This window comes from Sphingopyxis sp. sgz302558 (assembly GCF_057220455.1).
The window spans coordinates 1-21,288 of sequence record NZ_JBXPUZ010000009.1 but is presented as its reverse complement, the minus strand read 5'-3'; the positions used below and the strand labels follow the sequence as shown (position 1 = coordinate 21,288).

Below are 21,288 nucleotides of genomic sequence, written 5' to 3'. Positions count from 1 at the left end.
TCTGGCGTCGTCTGGAAGCGTTCCCTACCGCCTTCACCTTCTTCCATCAGGCAATACCGCAATCCTCCCTGCGATTGGACGGTCAAATCGCTACCCTGCAACGCCGTCCGGGCGAGCGCAGCGATATAGGCTTCGAACAGATCGTTCATGGCGAACAGCAAAGTGATGCCCTGACCTGATTTTGCGTCGTGATCGGTGCGTTGCCAATCGCGCTTCAAAAACAACTTCGCAAGCCCGTAGAGCGTCTCCCAACGGCGATTGGTTCGGTCGATGCGCACTTGTTTCCAAGGCAAGGTGTTTACCGGAATATCGCTCACTTCCGCCAATAGAAACCGAAGCTCATCAAGACGGCGCTGCGTTTCCAGCGCGCGGGCATGGCGGCGCAACATCAGGACGCAAGCCTTCATGATGCGCAGCAACGGAGTATCCGGAATCAGTGAATCAAACCGGCAAGCTAACCGGTCTGGTCGCACAGAATGGTGCGTGAACTGGCGAATGACTTCCAGACGTCCGCGCAGCGCGATCAGATCTTCTTCCTGCGCCATGTAGGCGCGGGGAAGACCGCGCCTTGCTTCAGCCAGCAGGCGGTCTGCAAACAACCGGATCAGGATATCGAGAAGTGTTTCCTTTTGACGCGCCATCGCCAAGGCCTGCCCGTCTCCGAGTTTTAGGCCGAGCGCGACATCAAGCATAGAGATAAGGCGCGTGCGGATTGTCTCGTCGCCTTCTTCTGCCGCGGAATCGATTTTCGGCAATATCTCCAGACTACAACCGGGGGCGGCGATTACGCCGACTACCTGCTGTGTCCACATCTCGCTGTAACGATCCACAAGGATATTCGTCCCGGAGCGATTGGCCAACGAGTGTGACCGCGCAGCCCGGAGCAAGGCATTTGTCTGGTTTCGGGTGAAGGTCTTTTCCGGACTTTGACCAGTCCCATTGTGGACGCCAATGCGCCCCCACTCGTGGACGGTAAGATGCGTCATGGATGGAACCGGGCAATCAGGCGCTCGGCATGACCGGCCATGCTTTGCGGAAACGTTTCCAACCATTCACGCCAAGAGTAGGCTGTGAAACGCACAGTTGATCCCGCTACCGTGTCAGCAAATCTGGCAATCTCAGACCGATGATCGGCAAACGCTTTGGTCGGAATTGCGCGGCCTTTCGTTGGTTCGGCAAAGAGGTAAAGCAGGACTGGCGACTTTCCCCGCCGCTTTGCCTCTGCCACTAAACCATAGCCGTGCTTCACCAGTTGTGCCGCATCGAGATGGCGAAAGGCCGCTGGGTCCGCCAGCAACAAGTCGCGCATCGCGCACCACGGCACCATGCCCTTTTCCCAATCATACGATGAGTATTTGGGCGACAGCTTTGCAAGTTTGAAATCGCGGAACGGTTCGAAACGCTTCGATTCAACCCCAATCAGGTGACTCGCAGTTTCGACGGCTGCGTCTAGCCAAGGATGGCGGCCACCCGACCACGGAAAGCGCATCTGCCGCTCGACATCGACGGTCAATGCGGGCCAATCGAGATCATGCAGACATGGAAATGGCGGCAGCGCGCCGGGGTTTTCGAGGAAGAGGCCAAAGCCGTTGACTGCCAAGGCCGAGCTGCTTTCAGGGCTGCCAAACTTTCCGGATGCCAGCTCTTGCCCAGCCGCCGCTCCCAGAGCGGCAGCAATCCGGTCAACGGAAATGCCGGGAAGGAGATAGCTGGAAAGCTCCTCAATCACTCGTCAAGTTCCTCCGGCGCGTTTGCCACCTTGCCAAGCAACCGGTCAAAGGCATCCGGCTTGAACGGAGAAAGCACCGACCAGCTCGATACCCGATCCCCCTCAATGCCTGGCGGAGGATCGAGTTTGTCTTCGCGAATGAAACCATCGCCGAGTACCGCATGAATACGGCTCCAGTCCTCAAAGAAATATTCCTGCAACAGTGGTATTACCTTGTCCCGCATGGCTGCATCGACCTCTGCGGCAGTTTTGCAGTCGATAAAAAAGGCGTGCCCGATGCGGTGGTCACGGTCGATCAGATATTCGATACGCTGATTGACGGTGGTCACGGCGCGGACAAGATCGATCCCAGTGCGATTACTAGCCTCGCCTAGCATACCAGCATCCGGTGCCATTTCCCGGAAATTGAACCGCCGCCGCAGCGCCGTGTCGAGCAGAGCAATGGAGCGGTCTGCGGTGTTCATCGTGCCGATAATGTGGAGATTGGCAGGGACCGAGAAGCTTTCGCCGGAATATGGTAGCGTCACCGCCAATGCATTGGCCATTCCCTTGCGTTTGTCCGGCTCGATTAGAGTTATCAGTTCGCCGAACACCTTGGAGATGTTTGCCCGGTTGATTTCGTCGATGATAAGAACGTGCTCTTCATCGCTGTCAGCCGCGATACTCGCCATTTTGCGTAACACGCCCGGCGTGGGAATTAGTTCAAATCCAACACCAGACTTCATTGCCTTCGGCCGCAGCCCTTCGACAAAATCTTCATAGCCATAATTCTGGTGGAAGGTCGCAAAGCCGATCTGGCCGAGGGCAACGAGCCGGTCATATTCGGCGCGAAGGTCTGCGCGCCGTTCGACGTCAGTCAGGATGGGGTCAGCTTCGTCAAGGCCGAGCGCCAATCGCACGGCCTCAGCCATTGTGCGATAGGTCTTGCCGGTTCCCGGCGGCCCATAAAGGATCAGGTTTACTGGATTGCGCTTGCGGGGGTCGGGAGCGTCATCGGCTTCCGGCGCAGGTGCGGCGGCAATGTCCTTCCACTTGGAGAGGTTGGCCAAGAACCAGTCGTAATCCTGATCAGCGCCTTCAAAGGCGAACGCGATCAGGCGGCGCGCCATTTCCTTGTTCGGATAGACTTCCCAAATCGTCGGCTGGTAAGTGTAGTGATACCACTCGCGCTGCTCGAAACCCTCTTCCCAATCAACACGAATGCGCGCGCCGTCGCCAACGTTTTCCGCAATCGTCCCAATGGCTTTGATAGCCATGCAAGACACGGCGCGTTCGCGGTTGTCGAATGGTAGATTATACCACCGGACATAGGTCGATTTGATGGCGATGCGCTGACCGGGCTGCATTCGAAGAACCTTTTCTTGGTCCCACTGCTGAGGCGCGTCGATTTCCCAAATGCCGTCGCGGATGAAACGGTCGAGTTGGTCTTGCTTCCTTCCGAACGCCGCACCGACAAACCAGAAGGGGCCTTCACTGGAGTCTGAGATCATCACGCTCGCACCTGCTTGGGTCAGCGCAAAGCGATAAGTCATATTATTGCCTCGCCCGCTTTCTGGTCCTGCTATGATTTCCGGTTCGTGCAGTCCGGTCATGTCCCGCAGCTTTTTCCCTACGATAGCCGAACATACGTTCGGCATCTGATTGGAAAGCCCGAGCTCTTTGTGAACATCGCCTGCCCGTATGGTAACGGTCGCATCGTTGCGCCGTTTTGCTGGTTCGATATGATTGGCGATCAGATGTTTGCGGATGCGATCAGCCTGCACCTCATCGCCACCTGGACGTCGCCGACTTTCAATCTCATAGCCCAATCGAACAAATTCCGAGTGGATAGGACCGCCTTCCGCATCGCCGAAGGTGTCGCGCTGACCCTTCACGGTAATGTCTGGGTTGCCGGGAATTGAGCTATATGCAACGAGAAAGATTGCCTTTGCCGGATAGCGTGCCTCTTCGCCGGGTCGGAAAACAACATAGTCGAAATTGGTCGCAAACGCATATTTCTGCATGAAATCACTGGCGCTCAGTTCATACGCCTTCATTGCCGCTTCAACGGATTCTCGCGTTAGATCGAGCGTGTCATCGCCATCGGCTGGTTCATTGACAGCACCGTAGTTCGGGTCGCGGCCTTCGAGAAAATAGCCATATTGTTTCAGGGCAGCGATCATGTTTGAAAGCTGTCCACTCGGTTCGCCTGCCTGTGGAACCACCGATCTTACGACCGAAAGATCGGCAGATTTATCGCTTTTCAGTTCGGACAATCGAGCGATCAGCGATTCCCAAACGCCCTCCTCAAAGACCTTTTCCAGCGTGGGTTGCTCGAAACCCAACCCTTTCAAGCCACGCTCTGCACGCAAACTGCGGCGAACGCGATTGTCCTTGGCCTTCTTCGTAAGCGGGTTTCCCTTCCAAAGCCGTTTGCCCAACCATTCTCGAAATTCAGCCTCGCGCATTCTTGTCCTTCCCCGTCACTCTTGGACGCTATTTTCGCCGGGCTTGCCGTCCACCCGAGGCACGGGGAGATAGTCGCGATGCGATTTGATGAGTCAATTACTTAGCAATGCAGACGAGAGAGCTGACGCCAGCGAACTACGATCGTCCCCTGACACAATAGCTGTCTCTACGAAATTGATGTTAGAACGCTTTTGAACTCCCTCCGGAACGAGTAGTATCGACCGGGGTAGAGGATGATCGGCCAACCATAAACTCCGAAAATCGTGCAAATAGGAAAACATTTTGTAGATGCTATCACTTATGTAGCGTTCGCTGGCGGTGCGTTTCACTTCCAAAATCACCACACGACGGCTCCCCTGTTCATCTTCCAATATTACAGTTACATCTGGTCGGCGTGATCCTCCCGTAACACCATAATGGCTTCCGACTACCAGCTTGTAACGGCTTTCGCCTTTCAGTGCGACCGCAGGACTTTGGTCGAAGAGAACGGTCAAGCGGCCATTCTTGGCCTCAAAGGCAGCAACATGGCTTCGACCCGCCGCGACTAGCCCGTATTCAACGGGTTCGCCAAACCCCAGCTCTTGTGAAATTACGTCAAGGGTCAGCGTCAACGCGTAGAGTTCAAACAGGTCGTCATCGTCAACCGGTTCCAGCCAACCCACTGCCAATAGCATCAGAATCGCATACCACCGCGCATCGGGCGCATTCTCGCTTAACCTAGCCCGCGACCGGGCCAGTTTAGCCGCCGCCCGGTATTCAGGTCGTCGATGCCTCTCGGCAGCGAGCAGCATGGCAGGCGTCAACGCAAGCGGGCGACCGAGTTGTGAAAACCAATGATGAGCTAACGCTTCTTCGCAACGGGTCAAAACCATAGCGAGCGACGGATGCAGGCCCGCCGTGGAGGAGCTTCGCTGAAGCTTATGGATGGTCTCGACCAAATTTCCTACAAGCCAACGCAAAAGCGCATTTTCCGGAAGATCGAACGACCTGTAAGCTGTGCGCGAATAAAAAAGTCCGGGCCGCAATGTGTGGGTTGCCCGGCCAAGCACCGTTCGATCCCACCTTGGATTGCCTTTCAAGCCCGGCCCGACGATCTCATCGCGCCGCTCCATTTCATTGGAAAGCTGGTCCAATACAGCAAGCAAGTCACGTTGGATAAATTCGAGATACGGTCCATCGAGCAGATCGACCATATCAGCTAAAAGTATGACATCTGCTTCCGCGCGAAGTTTGTGAAGAAAGCTCTCGAGATCGGCCAAGTCTAACGAATCTGACTTTGCACCTCTAACCGAGGCACCCAAACTTGCGAGATGCCGATAGGGATGATCCGGCGCACAAATAAAGTCGCGCCACGTCGTCCGTAAGTCACTCACACCCCGACGCCGGTCCAAACGCCAAGATGCCGCTCAAATCCGTCAATGTCGTCATAATAACGTGCCAACAACGTGGAAATGTCTGAGTGCTTGTCGGGTCGGCCTTGGAATTGAGGAATTAGGTACAAATCAATACAAGACCGGACGATCTCTTCGACACTACGGGACGAATCCATTTCTGCTTCCGCCACGCCATGTCGTATCATGGCGAGAGGGATGCCCGGTCCCATCGGCAGCCCTATCGCACCGAGGCCGACTGTGCGATCCACAAAAAGTGCGCGCACACACACTTGTAAGTGACTCAGTTTGTTAGCCTGCACGGGATCGAGTTCACCAAATGTGCGGTCGATCACGTTGCCGTAGTGTTCTGCACTGGGGATATCGAGAGGTACAAACGCAAAGCGGCGGACAAATGCCAAGGACAGGCGCTTCAAACTTGCCTTGTCGCTATCGTTCATCGCACCAATGATTCGCCACCAATCCGGTACAGCAATCGCAGTAATATCCTCCTCTACAATGCCAAAGGAAAATTGAAGACGTATGCGGTGAAAACCTGCATCCGACCTTCGCCGATATGGCAAAGTAACTGACTTGCCTGTCAACAACGTAAACAGTTCGCCGAACGCCTTATCGATATCAGCCCGATTGATTTCGTCGATGATGAGGCAACGTTGCCGTTCGATTGCATCCACCACCGCGCCCGGCAAAAAATCCAGCCGGTCAGCCGAGCTGTTTGAATCATCAGGTGTGGGGAAATAGCCGCCTATCGTTTCGAACGTCGTCCATTGATCAGTTGCGGGAACAGTCCAAGATGGGAAACCAGCAGCGCGGCAGACCGCTTCAGCTAAAGTAGTTTTTCCAGTTCCGGGTGGCCCCGTAAAGATGACGTGCATCCCGGAACGCAATGCCGCAATTGCGCGCCTCGCTGGTTCCTCGACTCCTTCCAATCCACTAGATTTTGCAAGCATTGCTGCATCTACGTCCCACGAACCTGGAGACGCCGCCGAATGAATCACGCCACCCGAACTCGGTGTCATCTCAGAGTTATCTGCAACTGCCTTGGGCGCTGGCGAATGCTTCGCAAGTATGTCGATTAGAACTTCGTCGTCTATCATTTCGTCTGATAATTCGAGCGTGCCCACTCCTGAAAGATCATCGCGGGTGAACACTCCGCCCGCCGAAATCAAGCCGTCACGATCAAGCGAAAGCTCATCAATCAACCGCTGGACCACTTCGTCTATCGTCTGAAATTCAGCCTTACGAAGCATCCACGCCGCTAGCGCGGGCAAGGAAATTGGGTCATCACCAATTTTTCCTGCCACACCAGAAGCGACTTCACCGACATAACTCGGTTTTAGATACCACCGTTTGTTGTCACCCTTGGGCTGGGCGAAAACCGAGGACCGATCCTTTCGTTGACGTTGCAGGCTGCTGCCCGCATAGGATGCGTCATGCCAACGTGGCTTACCGCCGTCATTACCGAAGGGTATATAAAACGGCTTATCCTCGCTTCCGCCTACCGGTTTAAAGAAGGCATCGAGCAACTCATTTTCTTGCCGAGCGCCGAATGTGATGGCGGAATTTTCATCGTCTGTCGTCGGCACACCGATGCGAAGCATAGAAAGCAGGCTGACCAAGGATTGGTGAGCATGTTCCCCAAGGTAGACAATAGCCTTTTCGACCTGTTGCTCTGAAAAATAGGGCATACCGGTCAGCCGGCTACCGTTTCCAAAGCCGCCAAGGGTTTGCCCCTTTTCCGAGCGCCGTGTAGTTTCAATATATCTGCTTTGCCAACGGCGTTATCTACGACGACCACATCTCGAACAGGCCCAACAACAACTCCGGTTTTCCCAAACATTACGTCGGGATAAATTGCTTCGGCTACAGCGCGTGCAAGCAACGGCGGAACAGCATTGCCGATCTGTTGTCGTATTTGTGCGGCAGAACCCGAAAACAAAAATCGGTCTGGAAACGACTGTAGGCGGGCCGCTTCACGCAAAGTCAGAGTCCGGGCCTGCGTCGGATGCAAGAAAGCGCCTGTAGTTGCCTCATTGAATTTTGTCGTAATTGTATAAGCTGGCTGATCGCCCCTCAAACGCTTCAAAATCGTTGTCGCATCATAAGAACGGATCTTTGCAAACCTAGGAGGCAACACATCCATCGACAAATTACGCCAATTCTGACCCGGCTCCAAAGTCTGCGCAGCAACCCGATCAAGCGCGGAAAGGTCAGCAGAAGCGTGCTGACACACCAGTTCCGAGCCTGTTCTCATGCGTTGCTGATAGTCAGAGAGTGGAGGGATTTGATACGGTGCGCGGTCAATTTCTCCGCCCTCAGCTACAATCGGTAGGTCTGCACAGGCCTCGTCGAAAGTGACATGAGGCAAAGCCGCGTCGCTTCGACCGTGTCCGATACGCGATAAATGCGCGAATGGCAGGGCGTACCCCTTCCACAAATCTGGATCGCCATGCGTTGCAGCAGGAAACGAAATATCCTGCTTCGTCCTATTCCCGACGAAAACCAAGCGGCGGCGCAATTGTGGAACCCCGTAGTCGGCAGCGAGAAGGATCATCGGGACTAACTTATAGCCGATTTCGGCGAACGCTTCGACTATATCCAGAGCAACTTTTCCGCTCTCGTAAAGCAAAAGTCCCGGAACATTCTCGAAAACAATCCAACTCGGTTGAAGTCGCTCCACGATCTCTATGTAATTTATGAAAAGTCTGTTTCGCGGGTCTGCTTCATCACGTCCGGAGCCCTTGCTAAGCCCTCCCGATGTGCTGAAACCTTGGCAAGACGGCCCACCTACAACAACATCAACACCCTTGAATTGCCGTTCCAAGTCATCCAAATCCGGCGACCGTAAATCAGCCAACACTCCCTGTGCGTTTGAAAAATTAGCTTCAAATGTTCGGATCGCGTGAATCGAATTGTCAATCCCACCCAACACTCTGTAGCCTGCCTGCGCGAACCCTTCTGCAAGGCCGCCCGCGCCGCAAAAGAGGTCAAGCACGGTCGGTTTAGCAAGCGCCTCTTGATCGGCGTCTCCTCTGGCCATGTTACCCCTTTCTCCGTTTTTTGACGCTCCGAATACAGCATTGCCTTTGAAAGCCAATCCGATTCTTTCTGTGTTCTTTATTTGTTCCCGTGTCAATCCGTCGTCGAGACCCTTTGCGTTTATAGGGCGCTGCCCTTCGGGCGACCCGCTCTATTCGCTTGCGCGCACCGGGCCTGTGTCCCGGCCCATTCGGGTGACGATCAGGAGCGTTTGATGTTGAGCGGGAGGGGTTGAGGCCGCGCTCTTTCCCGCGCTTTGCGCTCCTGAGGGCGCGGTGCCTTTGGCTGACCCGCGTGGCACTCTCGCCTCTTTCCTTGCCGGACGGGCGACGGGCGCGCTTTCGCTGGGGGCTGGCGGCGCTGCCCCGTTGGGCCAACAGCCTTGCCCCCGCTTCGCTTGCCGCCACACCGACCGTCTGCGTCACGCCGCCCGCGAGGGTGCCGTTGTTGGCCGCGTTGCGGTTTGGTCGGCTGATCGCCTCTGTTCATGTTTGGTCTGGAACACCAAGGGCTTTGCCCTCTCGTTCCCGAAACCGGAAATAGACACCCCCGTGTTGCGGGCTTTGCCCGCTGGCCCGCGCCAGGGCATCGATTCCGGTTTTCCCTCCCCCTCCCATCCTCGCCGGAAGGCAGGCCGCATGTCGCATGTCGAATGCGGCTTTGCCGAAAAGGAATTGGGATCATGGATGATGTGCTGTTGCAATACCGTGCCTGTGGAGCAGAAACGCGCGAGGACTATTTGCGCGAGGTGGCGAATGAGAATGGCTTGCGCTTTGAATGCGTGAAGCGGCTGGCCGAGCGTTTGGGTGAGCGCGAGGATTTCAGGCTGTTACGCCATATCTGCGAGGAACGCGCAGGAGGCTTGCAGTGAACGGCGTTGCGGTCGAGGGCCGCGAACGCGCCGCGCAGATTGCCTGCCTCAATGATCGGGCGCGGCAGGCAATGGGGCTTGCCTGCGTTGCAGTGGCGACCGAGGGCTTTCGGGCCTTGCCGGTCGCGGATCAATCGCGGGTGCGCGAATTGGTCGAGACGTTTGACGCGTTCACGCCGGATAACGATCCCTATGGCGAGCGGGACTTTGGCGCGATCTATCAGGATTGCGCCGGTCGCTGGACGACCGCGCGACCGGCCAAGCCGGTTGAGACGGTCTTCTGGAAGATCGACGCCTATGACCGCGACCTGCGCTTTGGCAGCAATGACCCGGCCAATCCGGCGGTGACGCGCCGGGTGCTCACCATCATGCTTGCCAGCGAATATTGAGGGAGGGCGGAGCCATGGCCAAGCGTAAGGGTGTTGCGCGGCTCGAAGGAGCCGATCCGGCCCAGATTGTCATGCCCGGCGTCAGGCCCGTCAGTCTTGGCGAGCGGTTGAACTGGCAGGCCCAGCTGCCCATGCAGCCGCGCCGCGCCCAGAAGCCGCTCGATATCGGCTTCTGGGACCCGATGCGGGATCAGTTGGAGATGTTTTGAGCCAGAGTCAGGCTCTATCGCGAGAACCCGACAACGAGACGGTTGGACACGTCAATGGCAGGGAGTGCTCTTCATTGTCTAAGCTGTCGTGTCAGGAGAGGATCGACCGCAGGACAAGGCCAAACAAAGCCAAAGCCAGCACGCTCGCTGCCCAGATGCCGATGAACCACCCAAGTTGTTTGGCGCGGCGCATCAGTGATACCCATCCGTCCCAACCTTGCCCCGGAACACCCAATAGGCCCAGATTGTGTAGGCAAGGATCACCGGCACCAACAGGCCCGCACCCACCAGCATGAAGAGTTGGCTGCGATAGGGTGCGGCGGCGTCCCAAATGGTGAGGCGGGCCGGGATCACATTGGGCCAGATCGAAATGCCAAGGCCGACGAGGCAAAGTCCGAACAGGGCCAGCGCATAAAGGAAGGGCTGCACGTCCTTCTGGCGGGACAGGCTGCGATAGAACAGGAAGGTGACGATCGCGGTCGCCAGCGGAATTTGCGCGGTCGCCAAGACCCCGGGATAGCTCAGCCAGCGGGTGTGATATTGCGGCTCCAGCGTCAGGGTCATCGCACTGACAAGACCGATCATCAGGAGAAGCGCGATGCCCAGACGTCCGGCGTAGGTCACCGCTTGCCGCTGCAAGCCGCCTTCCGTCTTCCAGATGAGCCAGCACGCGCCCAGCAGGCTGTAACCCACCATCAGTCCAATCCCGCACAGCACGGAAAAGGGCGAGAGCCATTCCCACCAGCCCCCGGCATAGGCACGGCCATTGATGGTGATGCCTTGCAGCAGCGCGCCAAGCGTGATGCCTTGCGCGAAGGTCGCGACGCTTGACCCAAGCGTAAAGGCACGGTCCCACAGTTCGCGGTGCGCCGGGTCGCGCCAGCGGAACTCGAATGCGACGCCGCGTAGCACAAGGCCGAGCATCATTGCGGTGAGCGGCGCATAAAGGGCAGGCAGGATAATTGCATAAGCCAGCGGGAAGGCTGCGAGCAGACCGCCGCCGCCCAGCACCAGCCAGGTCTCATTCCCATCCCATACCGGCGCGATGCTGTTCATCGCGGTGTCACGGTCAGGCCCGACCTTGAAGAACGGGAACAGGATGCCGATGCCCAGATCGAAACCATCCATGATGACATAGGCGACAATCGCAAAGCCGATAATTCCGGCCCAGATGACGGTGAGGTCAAACATCAGACGGCTCCCTCGATAACGGCAGGCGCGGGCGTCACACCCGCCGAGCGGATCGGCGCGCCGTCGAGTGCGGCCTCATGCGCCTCAGGCGGCTTCTTGATCAGCTTGAGCAGATAGCCGATGCCCGCGCCGAACACCGCGAAATACACCAGTACGAACGCCAGCAGCGACAGGGCGACGGCGGGCGCATCCAGCGGCGAGGCGCTTTCGCTCGTCCGCAGCAGGCCATAGATGGTGAAGGGCTGCCGCCCCACTTCGGTCGTCACCCATCCCGCCAGCACCGCGATGAAGCCCGATGGCCCCATTGCGACCGCCGCGCGGTGCATCCAGCTCCAATCGTAAAGTCCCTTCCGCATCCGCGCGATCAGGCTCCACAGGCCGAGGCCCAGCATTGCGAAGCCGATGCCAACCATGATGCGGAATGACCAGAACACGATGGCCACTGGAGGCTCGTCCGTATCGGGCACGGTATCGAGGCCCTTCATCGGTGCATTCAGATCGTGCTTGAGGATCAGCGACGATGCCTTGGGTATCTCCACAGCATAATCGACGCGCTTTTCTTTGCTGTTGGGAATGCCGAACACGATCAGCGGCGCGCCTTCGGGGTGGCTGTCAAAATGGCCTTCCATCGCCATGACTTTGACCGGCTGATGTTCCAGCGTGTTGAGGCCATGCATGTCGCCCGCGAAAATCTGGATCGGCGCGACAATCGCCGCCATCCACATCGCCATCGAAAACATCTTGCGCGCGCCGGTATTGGCCTTGTCCTTCAGCAAATGCCACGCGCCAACCGCGCCAACCGCAAAGGCGGTGGTCAGATAGGCCGCGATGACAGTGTGGACGAGCCGGTAGGGGAAGCTGGGGTTAAAGATAATCGCCCACCAGCTAGGCCCCGGCACGAACTGGCCGTTGGCGGCAATCTCATGGCCCACCGGCGTTTGCATCCAGCTGTTGACCGAGAGAATCCAGAAGGCCGAAATGAAGGTGCCCAGCGCCACCGCGCATGTGGCAGTGAAATGCAATTTGCGCCCGACCTTGTTGATTCCGAACAGCATCACACCAAGAAAACCGGCTTCAAGGAAGAAGGCGGTCAGCACTTCATAGGCCATCAGCGGGCCGATGACTGGCCCCGCCTTGTCCGAAAACACCGACCAGTTGGTTCCGAACTGGTAAGACATGACGATGCCCGACACGACACCCATCGCGAACACGACGGCAAAGATCTTCAGCCAATAGCGGTAGAGATTGGCATAGACGCCCTTCCCGGTTTTGAGCCACAGCCCTTCCAGCACAGCCAGAAAGCTCGCCAGTCCGATGGAGAAGGCTGGGAACAGAAAATGGAAGCTGACGGTAAACGCAAATTGCGCGCGGGCGAGGATGATCGCCCATTCCTGTTCAATCATGGTTTTTGCCTATTCTGACGGTCATGCGGGCCACGCCGCTGTTGCCGGTCCGCGTGTTGCGGGCGATGAGCCAAAGCTCTGCCTTGCCTGTGCTCGCTGGAGTGATGTCCGCACTGAATTGGCCGGGTGATGCTGAAAAACGGAGCGGAAATCGTTCCGCAAGCCTGCCCTTGCGTCGCAATTCTGCGGTTACTTCATAGTCGGCGGCATCCCAAAGGCCACCGGGCGTGATCGGACAACCGCACATCAGCGCCACTTTTGCGGTCAGCAGCGTAACGCGGCCTGCCGTCATAGCGCCCGCCATTTCAGTTTGGATCGCAAGGCCCGGCAATTCGACCGTCCAGCCGTCGCCCGTCGCAGCAGAAACGCCGGGGATCAGCCAGCGTTCCGAAGCGACACGCTGGATCGTCAGGGGACGACCCAGAGGCCCACGCAATTCCACCCGCACCAGCGTTGGTTTGTCGATGTCGAGTGTCGTGGAGAAATGCGCCGCATCCGTTGTTGCCCGCGATGGCGAGCGGCCCGTTGCCTGCATGATTTTGCCGGTATCACCTGTTCCGCCTGCGGTTTTTCCCTTGGCCAGCATTTTGCCGGTTTCGGCATCGCGCAAGACGACCTCGACACCGCCCATTGAATCGCCGACAAATTTGGCATCTTGACTGATAGCAAGGATTTTGACTGGTGTTGGTTCAGCAAAGGCTGGCGTGGCCACGGTCAGCAGTGCGGGAAGAAGTGCGGCGTGTTTCATGATCGGACCTTTCCATCCAGCGCATAAGCACCCGGTCCCCGCGCCCAGAAAAACAGTAGCGCGCCAAGAATTGCGATATTTTTGAAGAGCGGGCCGACGTGCGCGCTATCCGGCACCACATGGACGGCTATCGTTACCGGGACAAGCGTCACGAACAGGACCAGCGCCGACGCTCGCGTCATCCAACCCAATGCCAATGTGACCCCTGCGACCACGAAGGCCAGCCCAGAAAGCCACAGCAGAACCGAAGGATCGCCAATCCTGTTGACCGTGCTGGCCCAGGGCGATTCCTCCATCCTCTCAAGCATGACCTTGTGCTGGCCAAAATGCCCCAGCCCGCCGACGATGAAGATCAGGCTGGTCAGCAAGCGAAAGAGCGGCTCGATGATCGTCGCCGTGCGTTCGCCGGGTGTGATCCATTGTTCGATACGACCGAGCATAGCCATCCCCTTCAAATCAAACCTCTTGCCAGCCACAGGTCGCCGCCGCTTGTGGGCGCGTCTTCCTCGTCTGCAAGTGCAATGAGTGCAGCAAAGGCTTCGTTTTGCGAAAGCCAGACTTTTCCGGTGAGATCATGGAGCAGGTGCGATTTTTCGAGTGCATCCATCACCGGGCCTTTGACTTCGGAGAGGTGCAGTTTGACCCCGCTATCGGAGAGGCGGTGGTTGATCGCTTCAAGGCTTTCGAGCGCGGAGGCGTCGATGGCGTTGACGGCGGATGCCATCAGCACCAGATGGCGCAGCTTGGGATGCTCCGCCACTTCCTCGAGCACGAATTCCTCCAGCCAACGGGCGTTCAAATAGGTCAGGCTCTCATCGATACGGATTGTCAGAATGCGCGGGTCGGTGAAAACCTTGTGGCGCTTCACGTTGCGGAAATGCTCGGTTGCCGGCACGCGCCCGACAATCGCCGCATGGGGCCGCGATGCCCGCCAAAGGAACAAGGCGAGGCTGAGACCGACGCCTGCGATCACCCCCGGCTCCACGCCTGCCAGCAGCGTGACAAGGATGGTCGCGGCCATCGCGGCGAAATCGGGCTTGGAATAGTGCCAGACATGCTTGAGCGGCTTGAAATCAACAAGGCTCAGAACTGCAACAATGATCGTTGCGGCCAGTGTCGCAATGGGGAGCGAGGCGAGGAAGGGCGTGAGGAAAAGCGCGGCAATCGCAATCCCGACAGCCGTGAACGCGCCCGCCGCCGGGGTTTCCGCACCCGCGTCGAAATTGACCACGGAGCGCGCGAAGCCCCCCGTCACCGGATAACCGCCGGTGAAACTTGCAGCGACATTGGCCGCGCCCAGCCCGATCAGTTCCTGATTGGGGTCAATCCGCTGGCGCTTTTTGGCTGCCAGAGTTTGTGCCACCGAGACGCTTTCGACAAAGCCGATCACCGAAAGCAGCAACGCGGGAACTGCCAGTCGCTGCCAAAGCGCCGGATCGAACAACGGCATGGTGAACGGCGGCAGGCTTTGCGGGATTTGCCCAACAACCTTGACCCCCGCCGCTTCGAGATCGAGCAGCACTACCGCGAGCGTTGATACGGCAACCGCCGCAATCGGACCTGCCTTGGCTGTCAGATCGGCAACGCGCGGCTTGAGGCCGAGGTTGATAAGCAGCGGCTTCAGACCTTTACGGACCCAGAACAGGAATGCCGTGGCGATCACACCAATCACCAAAGTCGGGATATTGGTCTTGCTGACATTTTCGGCGAGTGTGCGGACCAATTCGGGCATGGCCTCACCGCTGGCCTTGATACCGAGGATCGATTTGAGCTGGCTCGTGGCGATGATGAGGCCCGAGGCCGTGATGAACCCCGATACTACGGGATGCGAGAGCAGGTTGGCTAGGAACCCCAGTCGCAATACGCCCATGACAATCAGCAAAGCACCAGACATGAAGGCCAGCACCAGCGCAGCGGCAATGAACTGAGCGCTGCCTGGCGGCGCGATGTTGCTCGCAGCCGTCAGCGTCATCAGCGAAATGACCGCGACGGGGCCGACGGCGAGCGCGCGGCTGGTGCCGAACAGGGCATAGGCGACGATCGGCAGGATCGAAGCGTAGAGGCCGATTTCCGGCGGCAGACCCGCGAGCATGGCATAGGCCAGACTTTGCGGGATCAGCATGATCGTAACGATGGCGGCGGCGACCAGATCGTTGGTCAGCACTGTGCTGTTATAGCCGCGCCCCCATTCGAGGATGGGCAGGTAGCGCCCCAGAGACATGGCTCAGGCTCCGATCATGTGCGGTTTGACCATCCATTCGCGGCCCTTGAGCATCCCATGCCAGTAGATCGGCGGCAGGATAGTGTCTTTCAGCAGCCATGACAGCCGCGACGGGCGGGTGCCGTCGATCAACCAGTTGGGGAAGCTTGGCAACAATTTGCCGCCATAGCCGAATTCAGCGAGCACGATCTTGCCCGCTTCCACCGTCAGCGGGCAGGAGCCATAGCCATCATAATCAGCAACCGGTTGCTTGCCTTCGAGCGCGGCAAGGACGTTGACCGCGACGACCGGAGCCTGCTTGCGCGCGGCGGCCATGGTCTTCGCATTGGATGTGGAGCAGGCATCGCCGAGCGCGAAGACGTTGGGATAGCGCGGATGCTGGAGCGTTGCCTCGCTGACTTCAATAAAGCCTGAAGCTGCCGCAATCGGACTGGACCGTACAAAATCAGGCGCGATCTGCGGCGGAACAACATGGATCATGTCGAAGCGCTCTTCGACCCGCGACACGACATCGCCGCGCTTTTGCTCGAAAGTCGCAACCTTGGCTGCACCATCAATGGCAACGAGCTTCGATTCCAGATTGAGGTGCGCGCCATAACGCTCGACATAGTCCATCAGCGCTGGAACATAGGCGGCGACGCCAAACAACACCGCACCCGCCGTGTGGAACTGGACGTCGATATCCTTCAATACTCCAGCTTTCTCCCAGCGACTGCATGAGAGATACATGGATTTTTGCGGCGCACCTGCGCATTTGATCGGCATGGGCGGCTGTGTGAACAGCGCTCGCCCGCCTTTGAATTCCTTGACTAGTCGGTTGGTGTAAGGGGCCAGATCGAAGCCGTAGTTTGAAGTGACGGCGTTCTTGCCGAGCGTTTCGGGCAGGCCGGGGATCGCTTCCCAATCGAGCTTGATACCCGGACAGGCGACCAGTACGCGGTAACGGACTTCGCCGCCATCGCAGAGGATGACCTTGTTATCTTCAGGTGCAAAGCCCGATGCCGAGGCGCGTAGCCAAGTCGCCTTGTCCGGCATCACCGATGCTTCGCTGCGCTGGGTAAAATCCCGGTCGAACACGCCCGCGCCAACCATTGTCCAGCCGGGCTGATAGTAATGGGCTTCGGACGGTTCGATGATGGCAATATCGAGCTTTGGATTGCGCTTGAGCAAGCTTGCTGCGGTTGCGATCCCGGCGCTGCCTCCTCCAACAATCACCACATCGTGGACATGGGCTTGGGCAGGTTTGTCCGCCTTGGCCTGCGCCATTTCATAAAGCTTGGTCGAACGCGCGCCCGACCGGCAATAGGCAAACACGGGCGCAGGCAGGCGCGCCAACGCCTTGACCATCGCATCGACATCAGCGGCGGTGACCGCTCCCGATATTGCCGGAACATGGGCGAATTCCAGCCCATGCTTGCGCGCCTCAGCCTTGATGATCGCAGCAGAAGGCTGGCCCTGTTCTTCGCCATCGGGTCGGTTGCAGATGATCGAACGGAAGCCCAATCTGGCCAGTTCCGCCAAATCTGAAAGGTCGATCTGCGGCGAAACGCTCATGCGCTCGCTCAATTGGGTGATGTCCATTATGTCTCCTCAGGCCCGGAACTTTGCCCGGTGTCAGCAATTATCGGGTTGTGATGCGGTGCGCGCCCATGCCCACCAGCATGGCCGCGACGAAGATGCCCGCGCTGGCGGGCGCAATGGCGAGGTCGGCAACCGCCGGGCCGGGACATAGTCCACCAATTCCCCAACCGGCTCCGAACAGCACCGCACCTGCCACCAGCTTGCGGTCGAGCAAAGTGGTGCCGGGCAGATCGAAGCTCTCGCAGGCCAGCGGCTGCGGCATGCGTTTCTGGATGATCCAGGCAATCGCCATCGGGATCATCGCCCCGCCCATCACAAACGCGAGCGTCGGGTCCCAATTGCCGAACAGGTCAAGGAATGCCTGCACCCGCGCAGGATCGCCCATGCCCGACAGAGCAAGGCCCGCACCGAACAGCAAACCGGACAGCAGAGCGAGCGAGGCTGTTTTCATGTGCGCTTGCCGCAGGTCGAAATGCCGAGCGCGCGATAAAGCGGGCAGAAGCTGACGAGGCTGGTCAGCAGGAAAACCACAGCAACCACCGCCAGCACTGTGCCGAGTGTGCCTGCGATCACGCCGGTCCACCACAGATAGCCAATGACGAGTGCCACGATTGTGCGCAGCGCTCGGTCCAGCGTTCCCATGTTTTTGGTCATCGTCATTCTCCTTCAGTCAGACGTTGAGGAAGCCAAGGGCGCGCATCGCCGCCACAGTGGCAAAGCCGGACGCCATGAAAATCGCTGTGGCGGCAATCGAACGCCGTGAGAGCCGCGACATGCCGCAAACACCGTGCCCGCTGGTGCAGCCCGATCCGAGCCGTGTGCCGAAACCTACCAGCAATCCGGCGACCACGAGTTGAACCGTCGAGGCTGGAAAATGCGTTTCAACGCCGCCCGTCATGACGGCAACAGTCAGCGCGCCCAAAGGCAGTCCAAGCACAAACGCTATCGCCAGACTGCGCGGAGCGCCGGTATCGGCAATGCCTGTCGCGCGCGCGGTTAACCCGCTGACCCCGGCGATCCGGCCCAGCCCGAGCAGCATGATTGCCGCCGCCAGCCCGATCAGCAATCCGCCGATCAACCCTTCCAGCGGTATCGCGTGAGGAAACCCGGCCAAAGAGATGGAGCGCGTCATACCGCGTTGACCGGGATTTTGAGGTAAGTCACACCATTATCGTCGGCAGGCGGCATGTGCCCGGCGCGCATGTTGACCTGTACGGACGGCAGGATCAGGCGCGGCATGGCGAGCGTCTTGTCGCGCGCCTCGCGCATGGCAACAAACGCGTCCTCGCTCATGCCGTCATGGATGTGAATATTGGACTTTCGTTCGGACTCGACGGTCGATTCCCAGACATATTCGGTGCGCCCTTCGGGCAGATAGTCGTGACACATGAATAGCCGGGTTTCCGCAGGCAGGGAGAGGAGCCGCATGGCTGACTGGTAGAGCCTGCGCGCATCGCCGCCCGGAAAGTCAGCGCGCGCGGTGCCATAGTCTGGCATGAACATCGTATCGCCAACAAACACGGCATCGCCAATGACATACGCGATACAAGCGGGTGTGTGGCCGGGAACGTGCAGCACCGTGACATCGAGCTTGCCGATCTGGAAGTGATCGCCATCCTTCCACAGCGTATCAAAATCAGAACCATCGCGCTTAAATTCAGGCCCAGCGTTAAACAGTCCGCCGAACGTGTCCTGCACGGTGACGATATGCTCGCCAATCGCGATCTTTCCACCCAGCTTTTGCTGGAGATAGGGGGCTGCTGAGAGATGATCGGCATGTGCATGGGTTTCCAGGTGCCAATCAACGCAAAGCTCCTTCGCCCCGACATAAGCGATAACCGCGTCTGCCGAAGAGAAGGAGGTGCGACCCGATGCGGGATCATAGTCCAGCACGCTGTCGATAATCGCAGCGTGGCGGCTTTCGGGATCATGGACGACATAAGTGACGGTGAAAGTCGCTTCGTCGAAAAAGGCTTTGATCTGGGGCACGCCCGATTGGGCATGGGCGATTTGGGTGCTTGCGGCCTGAAGAGCTGAGTCGGTCACGGAAAACCTCATAAATTCATATTTACATGAACTATGTAATCATGTATGTAAGTTGCGTCAAGAGGGAAGCTGTGCAACCGGAGCAACGCATGACAATGACGGAATCAATACCGGCTTCGCCAAGGCCGTTGCGACTTGGCGACGCGGCACCCAATTTCACCGCGCGCACGACGATGGGCGAAAAATCGCTCGCCGATTATCGCGGCAAATGGCTGATCCTGTTTTCGCATCCGGCTGATTTCACGCCAGTCTGCACGACCGAATTCGTCGCTCTGGCGAAAGCAGCGGATCGCTTCGACGCGCTGGACTGCGTGCTATTGGGCCTCTCGGTTGACAGCCTTTACGCGCATATCGCTTGGGCCAAGGCAATCGAGCAGGCCTTTGGCATCAATGTTCCCTTCCCGATTGTCGAAGACCCAAGCATGGCCATCGGCAAGGCCTACGGCATGATTGACGAACTTGCGCAGGACAGCTCGGCCATCCGCTGCACCTATTTCATCGACCCGGATGGAAAGGTCCGCGCGATCACCAGCTACCCGCACAATGTCGGGCGCTCGGTCGAAGAAATGCTGCGGATGGTCGCGGCACTACAAATCGCTGCGAAGGACAATGTGTTGACGCCCGAAGGCTGGCAACCGGGCGATGCGACCATGAACCCGCCCGCTGCCGACATTGCACTAACCACCACCGCTTCTGACTGGTTCTGCCAGAAGGCGGCAGCGGAATGACCGCACTCTACCGCGACCGCGCGGCTGCCGATGCCGCCGTTGAAAAGCTGAAAGCCTATGCACAGCCGCAGCGCCTCATGATCCTGTCCTGCCTGTTCGAAGGGGAACGCACCGTCAGCGAAATTGATGCGGCGACCAAAATCGGCCAGCCTGCGCTCAGCCAGCAGCTCGCCGAACTCCGCCGCGCCGATATGGTCAAAACCCGGCGCGTTTCAAAGCAGGTCTATTACGATCTGGCGAGCGATGCCGTCCGCCTATGCGTTCGCAGCATGGAGGCGATATTCGGGGGGGCACCAGAAATGATGGAGTCGGTCCAAATGGCGTTGCAAACCAAGCTGCCTTTAGAAGCAAATGCTCAGCCGGTTGCCGGTGCAGCGGCATTTGCAAGGGTCGGCTAAGCGGCGTTAAAGATTGATGGTGCAGCCGTAGTGCAAACAAATCAGGCGGAAATCGACACTATCGACATTCGGCGGAGATGTTCAGCTTCGCGCGCTTGTTAATGGCTATAGGTTGCATGGTCTTTCCCTCAACCTCAGACCTGCCTTGAATTGAACGGACGCCTGCCCGCTTTTCGTCACCCTTGTGCGCGCAAGCAAAAAACCGGCGCTTCACGCCTACGGTTTCCAAGAATGGAGCCTCCGTCTTTTGGCTTGCGCGCGGGCGGCGCGCGGCCCTGTCATGTCCGTCAGGACAGGCCCTGACACAATCAGGAGAAAAGCCATGCAGAATATCGCAGAATTTCACATCATCGGGCGCATCGGGAAGATCGACGCTGCCAAAGACGTCACCCATATCTCGGTTGCCGCCAACTACAACCGCCGCGACGGCGACGGATGGAAGGCAGACCCGCACTGGAACCGCATTACCCTGTTCGGAAAGCTGTGCGACCGGCTGGCCAAAGCCGAGAAAGGCGACCTTGTGCGCATCACCGGACGCGTTCGTCAGGCAAGCTACGATGCTGACGGCGCAACCCGCTACGGTGTGGACATGATTGCCGATGGCTTTGCCGTTCTTGCCAAAGCCAATGGCAAGCCAGCAGACGAGAAGGCAAATGGCTGATCAAACGAGCAGCGGCGGGGTTTCCCCGCCGCTGGTGCTGGCCAATCCTCCTTGAACCGGCTACACAGTTTGCGTTTAGGATCACCATTTGACGAACCAGAATCACGCCAGAATCTGCGAAAAAGCATCCAAGCGAAGCAATTTGGGGGCCTTTATGGGGGCTTTCAGATTCCTCACATTGAATCAACTTTGCGGAAATCCATAGAAATTTCAGCCCGGTTCGATTCCGGCTCGG

At 58.2% G+C, this 21,288-nt stretch carries 23 protein-coding genes; 6 read left to right on the top strand and 17 right to left on the bottom strand.

Features of this window, described 5'->3' with window-relative positions:
* From AC2TC0_RS15520 to AC2TC0_RS15495, 6 genes are all read right to left on the bottom strand, one after another.
* Positions 1-986 (bottom strand): McrC family protein (locus AC2TC0_RS15520; RefSeq protein WP_484718369.1); only part of this gene is annotated, 986 nt, incomplete at its 3' end.
* Entirely contained in the window at positions 983-1,513 is a 531-nt protein-coding gene (locus AC2TC0_RS15515) for a hypothetical protein (RefSeq protein WP_484718368.1), read from the bottom strand. The genes AC2TC0_RS15520 and AC2TC0_RS15515, both read right to left, overlap by 4 nt.
* Positions 1,514-1,725: 212 nt before the next feature.
* Entirely contained in the window at positions 1,726-4,176 is a 2,451-nt protein-coding gene (locus tag AC2TC0_RS15510) for an McrB family protein (protein WP_484718367.1), read from the bottom strand.
* Positions 4,177-4,269: 93 nt separating this feature from the next.
* A complete protein-coding gene (locus AC2TC0_RS15505) occupies positions 4,270-5,436 on the bottom strand; it encodes a hypothetical protein (RefSeq protein WP_484718366.1) in 1,167 nt (388 codons plus the stop codon).
* A gap of 110 nt (positions 5,437-5,546) precedes the next feature.
* Complete coding sequence (locus AC2TC0_RS15500; protein WP_484718365.1) at positions 5,547-7,256, bottom strand: AAA family ATPase; 1,710 nt, start codon at positions 7,254-7,256, stop codon at positions 5,547-5,549.
* A 5-nt stretch (positions 7,257-7,261) separates the two neighbouring features.
* Entirely contained in the window at positions 7,262-8,608 is a 1,347-nt protein-coding gene (locus tag AC2TC0_RS15495; protein ID WP_484718364.1) for a DNA cytosine methyltransferase, read from the bottom strand.
* Positions 8,609-9,289: 681 nt separating this feature from the next.
* Between AC2TC0_RS15495 and AC2TC0_RS15490 the strand changes: the two genes are divergently transcribed.
* Genes AC2TC0_RS15490 through AC2TC0_RS15480 form a run of 3 tightly spaced genes read left to right on the top strand, consistent with a single transcriptional unit; the run spans position 9,290 to position 10,076 of the window.
* A complete protein-coding gene (locus AC2TC0_RS15490; protein WP_484718363.1) occupies positions 9,290-9,478 on the top strand; it encodes a hypothetical protein in 189 nt (62 codons plus the stop codon).
* Positions 9,475-9,867 carry a DUF3768 domain-containing protein gene (locus AC2TC0_RS15485; RefSeq protein ID WP_484718362.1) on the top strand — a complete coding sequence of 131 codons (393 nt, stop codon included), beginning with the start codon at positions 9,475-9,477 and terminating at the stop codon, positions 9,865-9,867. The genes AC2TC0_RS15490 and AC2TC0_RS15485 overlap by 4 nt, the downstream gene beginning before the upstream one ends.
* A gap of 14 nt (positions 9,868-9,881) precedes the next feature.
* Entirely contained in the window at positions 9,882-10,076 is a 195-nt protein-coding gene (locus AC2TC0_RS15480) for a hypothetical protein (RefSeq protein ID WP_484718361.1), read from the top strand.
* Between the two features lie 91 nt (positions 10,077-10,167).
* Here the strand turns inward: AC2TC0_RS15480 and AC2TC0_RS15475 are convergent, their stop codons facing one another.
* The 11 genes from AC2TC0_RS15475 to AC2TC0_RS15425 are packed head-to-tail and all read right to left on the bottom strand — an operon-like array spanning position 10,168 to position 19,266.
* Entirely contained in the window at positions 10,168-10,269 is a 102-nt protein-coding gene (locus tag AC2TC0_RS15475) for a DUF2474 family protein (protein ID WP_484718360.1), read from the bottom strand.
* Positions 10,269-11,267: a cytochrome d ubiquinol oxidase subunit II gene (cydB, locus tag AC2TC0_RS15470; protein ID WP_484718359.1), complete on the bottom strand. Its 999-nt coding sequence runs from the start codon at positions 11,265-11,267 to the stop codon at positions 10,269-10,271. The genes AC2TC0_RS15475 and cydB overlap by 1 nt, the downstream gene beginning before the upstream one ends.
* A complete protein-coding gene (locus AC2TC0_RS15465; protein ID WP_484718358.1) occupies positions 11,267-12,670 on the bottom strand; it encodes a cytochrome ubiquinol oxidase subunit I in 1,404 nt (467 codons plus the stop codon). Before AC2TC0_RS15465 ends, cydB begins: the two co-directional genes overlap by 1 nt.
* Positions 12,663-13,418, bottom strand: coding sequence for a hypothetical protein (locus AC2TC0_RS15460; protein WP_484718357.1), 756 nt, complete (start codon positions 13,416-13,418; stop codon positions 12,663-12,665). The genes AC2TC0_RS15465 and AC2TC0_RS15460 overlap by 8 nt, the downstream gene beginning before the upstream one ends.
* A complete protein-coding gene (locus AC2TC0_RS15455) occupies positions 13,415-13,858 on the bottom strand; it encodes a DoxX family protein (protein WP_484718356.1) in 444 nt (147 codons plus the stop codon). The genes AC2TC0_RS15460 and AC2TC0_RS15455 overlap by 4 nt, the downstream gene beginning before the upstream one ends.
* Positions 13,859-13,869: 11 nt before the next feature.
* Positions 13,870-15,639 (bottom strand): SulP family inorganic anion transporter, encoded by a 1,770-nt coding sequence (locus AC2TC0_RS15450; RefSeq protein ID WP_484718355.1) that lies wholly within the window; start codon positions 15,637-15,639, stop codon positions 13,870-13,872.
* 3 nt (positions 15,640-15,642) lie between these two features.
* Positions 15,643-17,220 carry a bifunctional protein tyrosine phosphatase family protein/NAD(P)/FAD-dependent oxidoreductase gene (locus AC2TC0_RS15445; protein WP_484718354.1) on the bottom strand — a complete coding sequence of 526 codons (1,578 nt, stop codon included), beginning with the start codon at positions 17,218-17,220 and terminating at the stop codon, positions 15,643-15,645.
* Between the two features lie 40 nt (positions 17,221-17,260).
* Positions 17,261-17,671: a DUF6691 family protein gene (locus tag AC2TC0_RS15440; protein ID WP_484718353.1), complete on the bottom strand. Its 411-nt coding sequence runs from the start codon at positions 17,669-17,671 to the stop codon at positions 17,261-17,263.
* Positions 17,668-17,874 carry a YgaP family membrane protein gene (locus tag AC2TC0_RS15435; protein ID WP_484718352.1) on the bottom strand — a complete coding sequence of 69 codons (207 nt, stop codon included), beginning with the start codon at positions 17,872-17,874 and terminating at the stop codon, positions 17,668-17,670. Before AC2TC0_RS15435 ends, AC2TC0_RS15440 begins: the two co-directional genes overlap by 4 nt.
* Before the next feature lie 16 nt (positions 17,875-17,890).
* The gene (locus tag AC2TC0_RS15430) at positions 17,891-18,352 is read right to left on the bottom strand and encodes a YeeE/YedE family protein (RefSeq protein ID WP_484718351.1); all 462 of its coding nucleotides are present in this window, start codon (positions 18,350-18,352) and stop codon (positions 17,891-17,893) included.
* Positions 18,349-19,266, bottom strand: coding sequence for an MBL fold metallo-hydrolase (locus tag AC2TC0_RS15425; protein WP_484718350.1), 918 nt, complete (start codon positions 19,264-19,266; stop codon positions 18,349-18,351). The genes AC2TC0_RS15430 and AC2TC0_RS15425 overlap by 4 nt, the downstream gene beginning before the upstream one ends.
* A gap of 89 nt (positions 19,267-19,355) precedes the next feature.
* Between AC2TC0_RS15425 and AC2TC0_RS15420 the strand changes: the two genes are divergently transcribed.
* The 3 genes from AC2TC0_RS15420 (at position 19,356) to AC2TC0_RS15410 (ending at position 21,053) form a co-directional block, all read left to right on the top strand.
* Positions 19,356-19,994, top strand: a complete 639-nt coding sequence (locus AC2TC0_RS15420; RefSeq protein WP_484718349.1) for a peroxiredoxin — start codon at positions 19,356-19,358, stop codon at positions 19,992-19,994.
* Entirely contained in the window at positions 19,991-20,392 is a 402-nt protein-coding gene (locus tag AC2TC0_RS15415) for an ArsR/SmtB family transcription factor (protein ID WP_484718348.1), read from the top strand. Before AC2TC0_RS15420 ends, AC2TC0_RS15415 begins: the two co-directional genes overlap by 4 nt.
* 322 nt (positions 20,393-20,714) lie before the next feature.
* Positions 20,715-21,053 carry a single-stranded DNA-binding protein gene (locus AC2TC0_RS15410; protein WP_484718347.1) on the top strand — a complete coding sequence of 113 codons (339 nt, stop codon included), beginning with the start codon at positions 20,715-20,717 and terminating at the stop codon, positions 21,051-21,053.
* The last annotated feature ends 235 nt before the right edge of the window (positions 21,054-21,288 follow it).

What these genes read in the sequence shown, in the direction of transcription:
- AC2TC0_RS15460 (WP_484718357.1), bottom strand. Translation starts at nt 13,418, where the DNA reads ATGAAACACGCCGCACTTCTTCCCGCACTGCTGACCGTGGCCACGCCA.
- AC2TC0_RS15435 (WP_484718352.1), bottom strand. Translation starts at nt 17,874, where the DNA reads ATGACCAAAAACATGGGAACGCTGGACCGAGCGCTGCGCACAATCGTG.
- AC2TC0_RS15480 (WP_484718361.1), top strand. Translation starts at nt 9,882, where the DNA reads ATGGCCAAGCGTAAGGGTGTTGCGCGGCTCGAAGGAGCCGATCCGGCC.
- cydB (WP_484718359.1), bottom strand. Translation starts at nt 11,267, where the DNA reads ATGTTTGACCTCACCGTCATCTGGGCCGGAATTATCGGCTTTGCGATT.
- AC2TC0_RS15500 (WP_484718365.1), bottom strand. Translation starts at nt 7,256, where the DNA reads ATGCCCTATTTTTCAGAGCAACAGGTCGAAAAGGCTATTGTCTACCTT.
- AC2TC0_RS15445 (WP_484718354.1), bottom strand. Translation starts at nt 17,220, where the DNA reads ATGGACATCACCCAATTGAGCGAGCGCATGAGCGTTTCGCCGCAGATC.
- AC2TC0_RS15410 (WP_484718347.1), top strand. Translation starts at nt 20,715, where the DNA reads ATGCAGAATATCGCAGAATTTCACATCATCGGGCGCATCGGGAAGATC.
- AC2TC0_RS15420 (WP_484718349.1), top strand. Translation starts at nt 19,356, where the DNA reads ATGACAATGACGGAATCAATACCGGCTTCGCCAAGGCCGTTGCGACTT.
- AC2TC0_RS15430 (WP_484718351.1), bottom strand. Translation starts at nt 18,352, where the DNA reads ATGACGCGCTCCATCTCTTTGGCCGGGTTTCCTCACGCGATACCGCTG.
- AC2TC0_RS15490 (WP_484718363.1), top strand. Translation starts at nt 9,290, where the DNA reads ATGGATGATGTGCTGTTGCAATACCGTGCCTGTGGAGCAGAAACGCGC.
- AC2TC0_RS15450 (WP_484718355.1), bottom strand. Translation starts at nt 15,639, where the DNA reads ATGTCTCTGGGGCGCTACCTGCCCATCCTCGAATGGGGGCGCGGCTAT.
- AC2TC0_RS15415 (WP_484718348.1), top strand. Translation starts at nt 19,991, where the DNA reads ATGACCGCACTCTACCGCGACCGCGCGGCTGCCGATGCCGCCGTTGAA.
- AC2TC0_RS15455 (WP_484718356.1), bottom strand. Translation starts at nt 13,858, where the DNA reads ATGCTCGGTCGTATCGAACAATGGATCACACCCGGCGAACGCACGGCG.
- AC2TC0_RS15440 (WP_484718353.1), bottom strand. Translation starts at nt 17,671, where the DNA reads ATGAAAACAGCCTCGCTCGCTCTGCTGTCCGGTTTGCTGTTCGGTGCG.
- AC2TC0_RS15475 (WP_484718360.1), bottom strand. Translation starts at nt 10,269, where the DNA reads ATGCGCCGCGCCAAACAACTTGGGTGGTTCATCGGCATCTGGGCAGCG.
- AC2TC0_RS15495 (WP_484718364.1), bottom strand. Translation starts at nt 8,608, where the DNA reads ATGGCCAGAGGAGACGCCGATCAAGAGGCGCTTGCTAAACCGACCGTG.
- AC2TC0_RS15465 (WP_484718358.1), bottom strand. Translation starts at nt 12,670, where the DNA reads ATGATTGAACAGGAATGGGCGATCATCCTCGCCCGCGCGCAATTTGCG.
- AC2TC0_RS15510 (WP_484718367.1), bottom strand. Translation starts at nt 4,176, where the DNA reads ATGCGCGAGGCTGAATTTCGAGAATGGTTGGGCAAACGGCTTTGGAAG.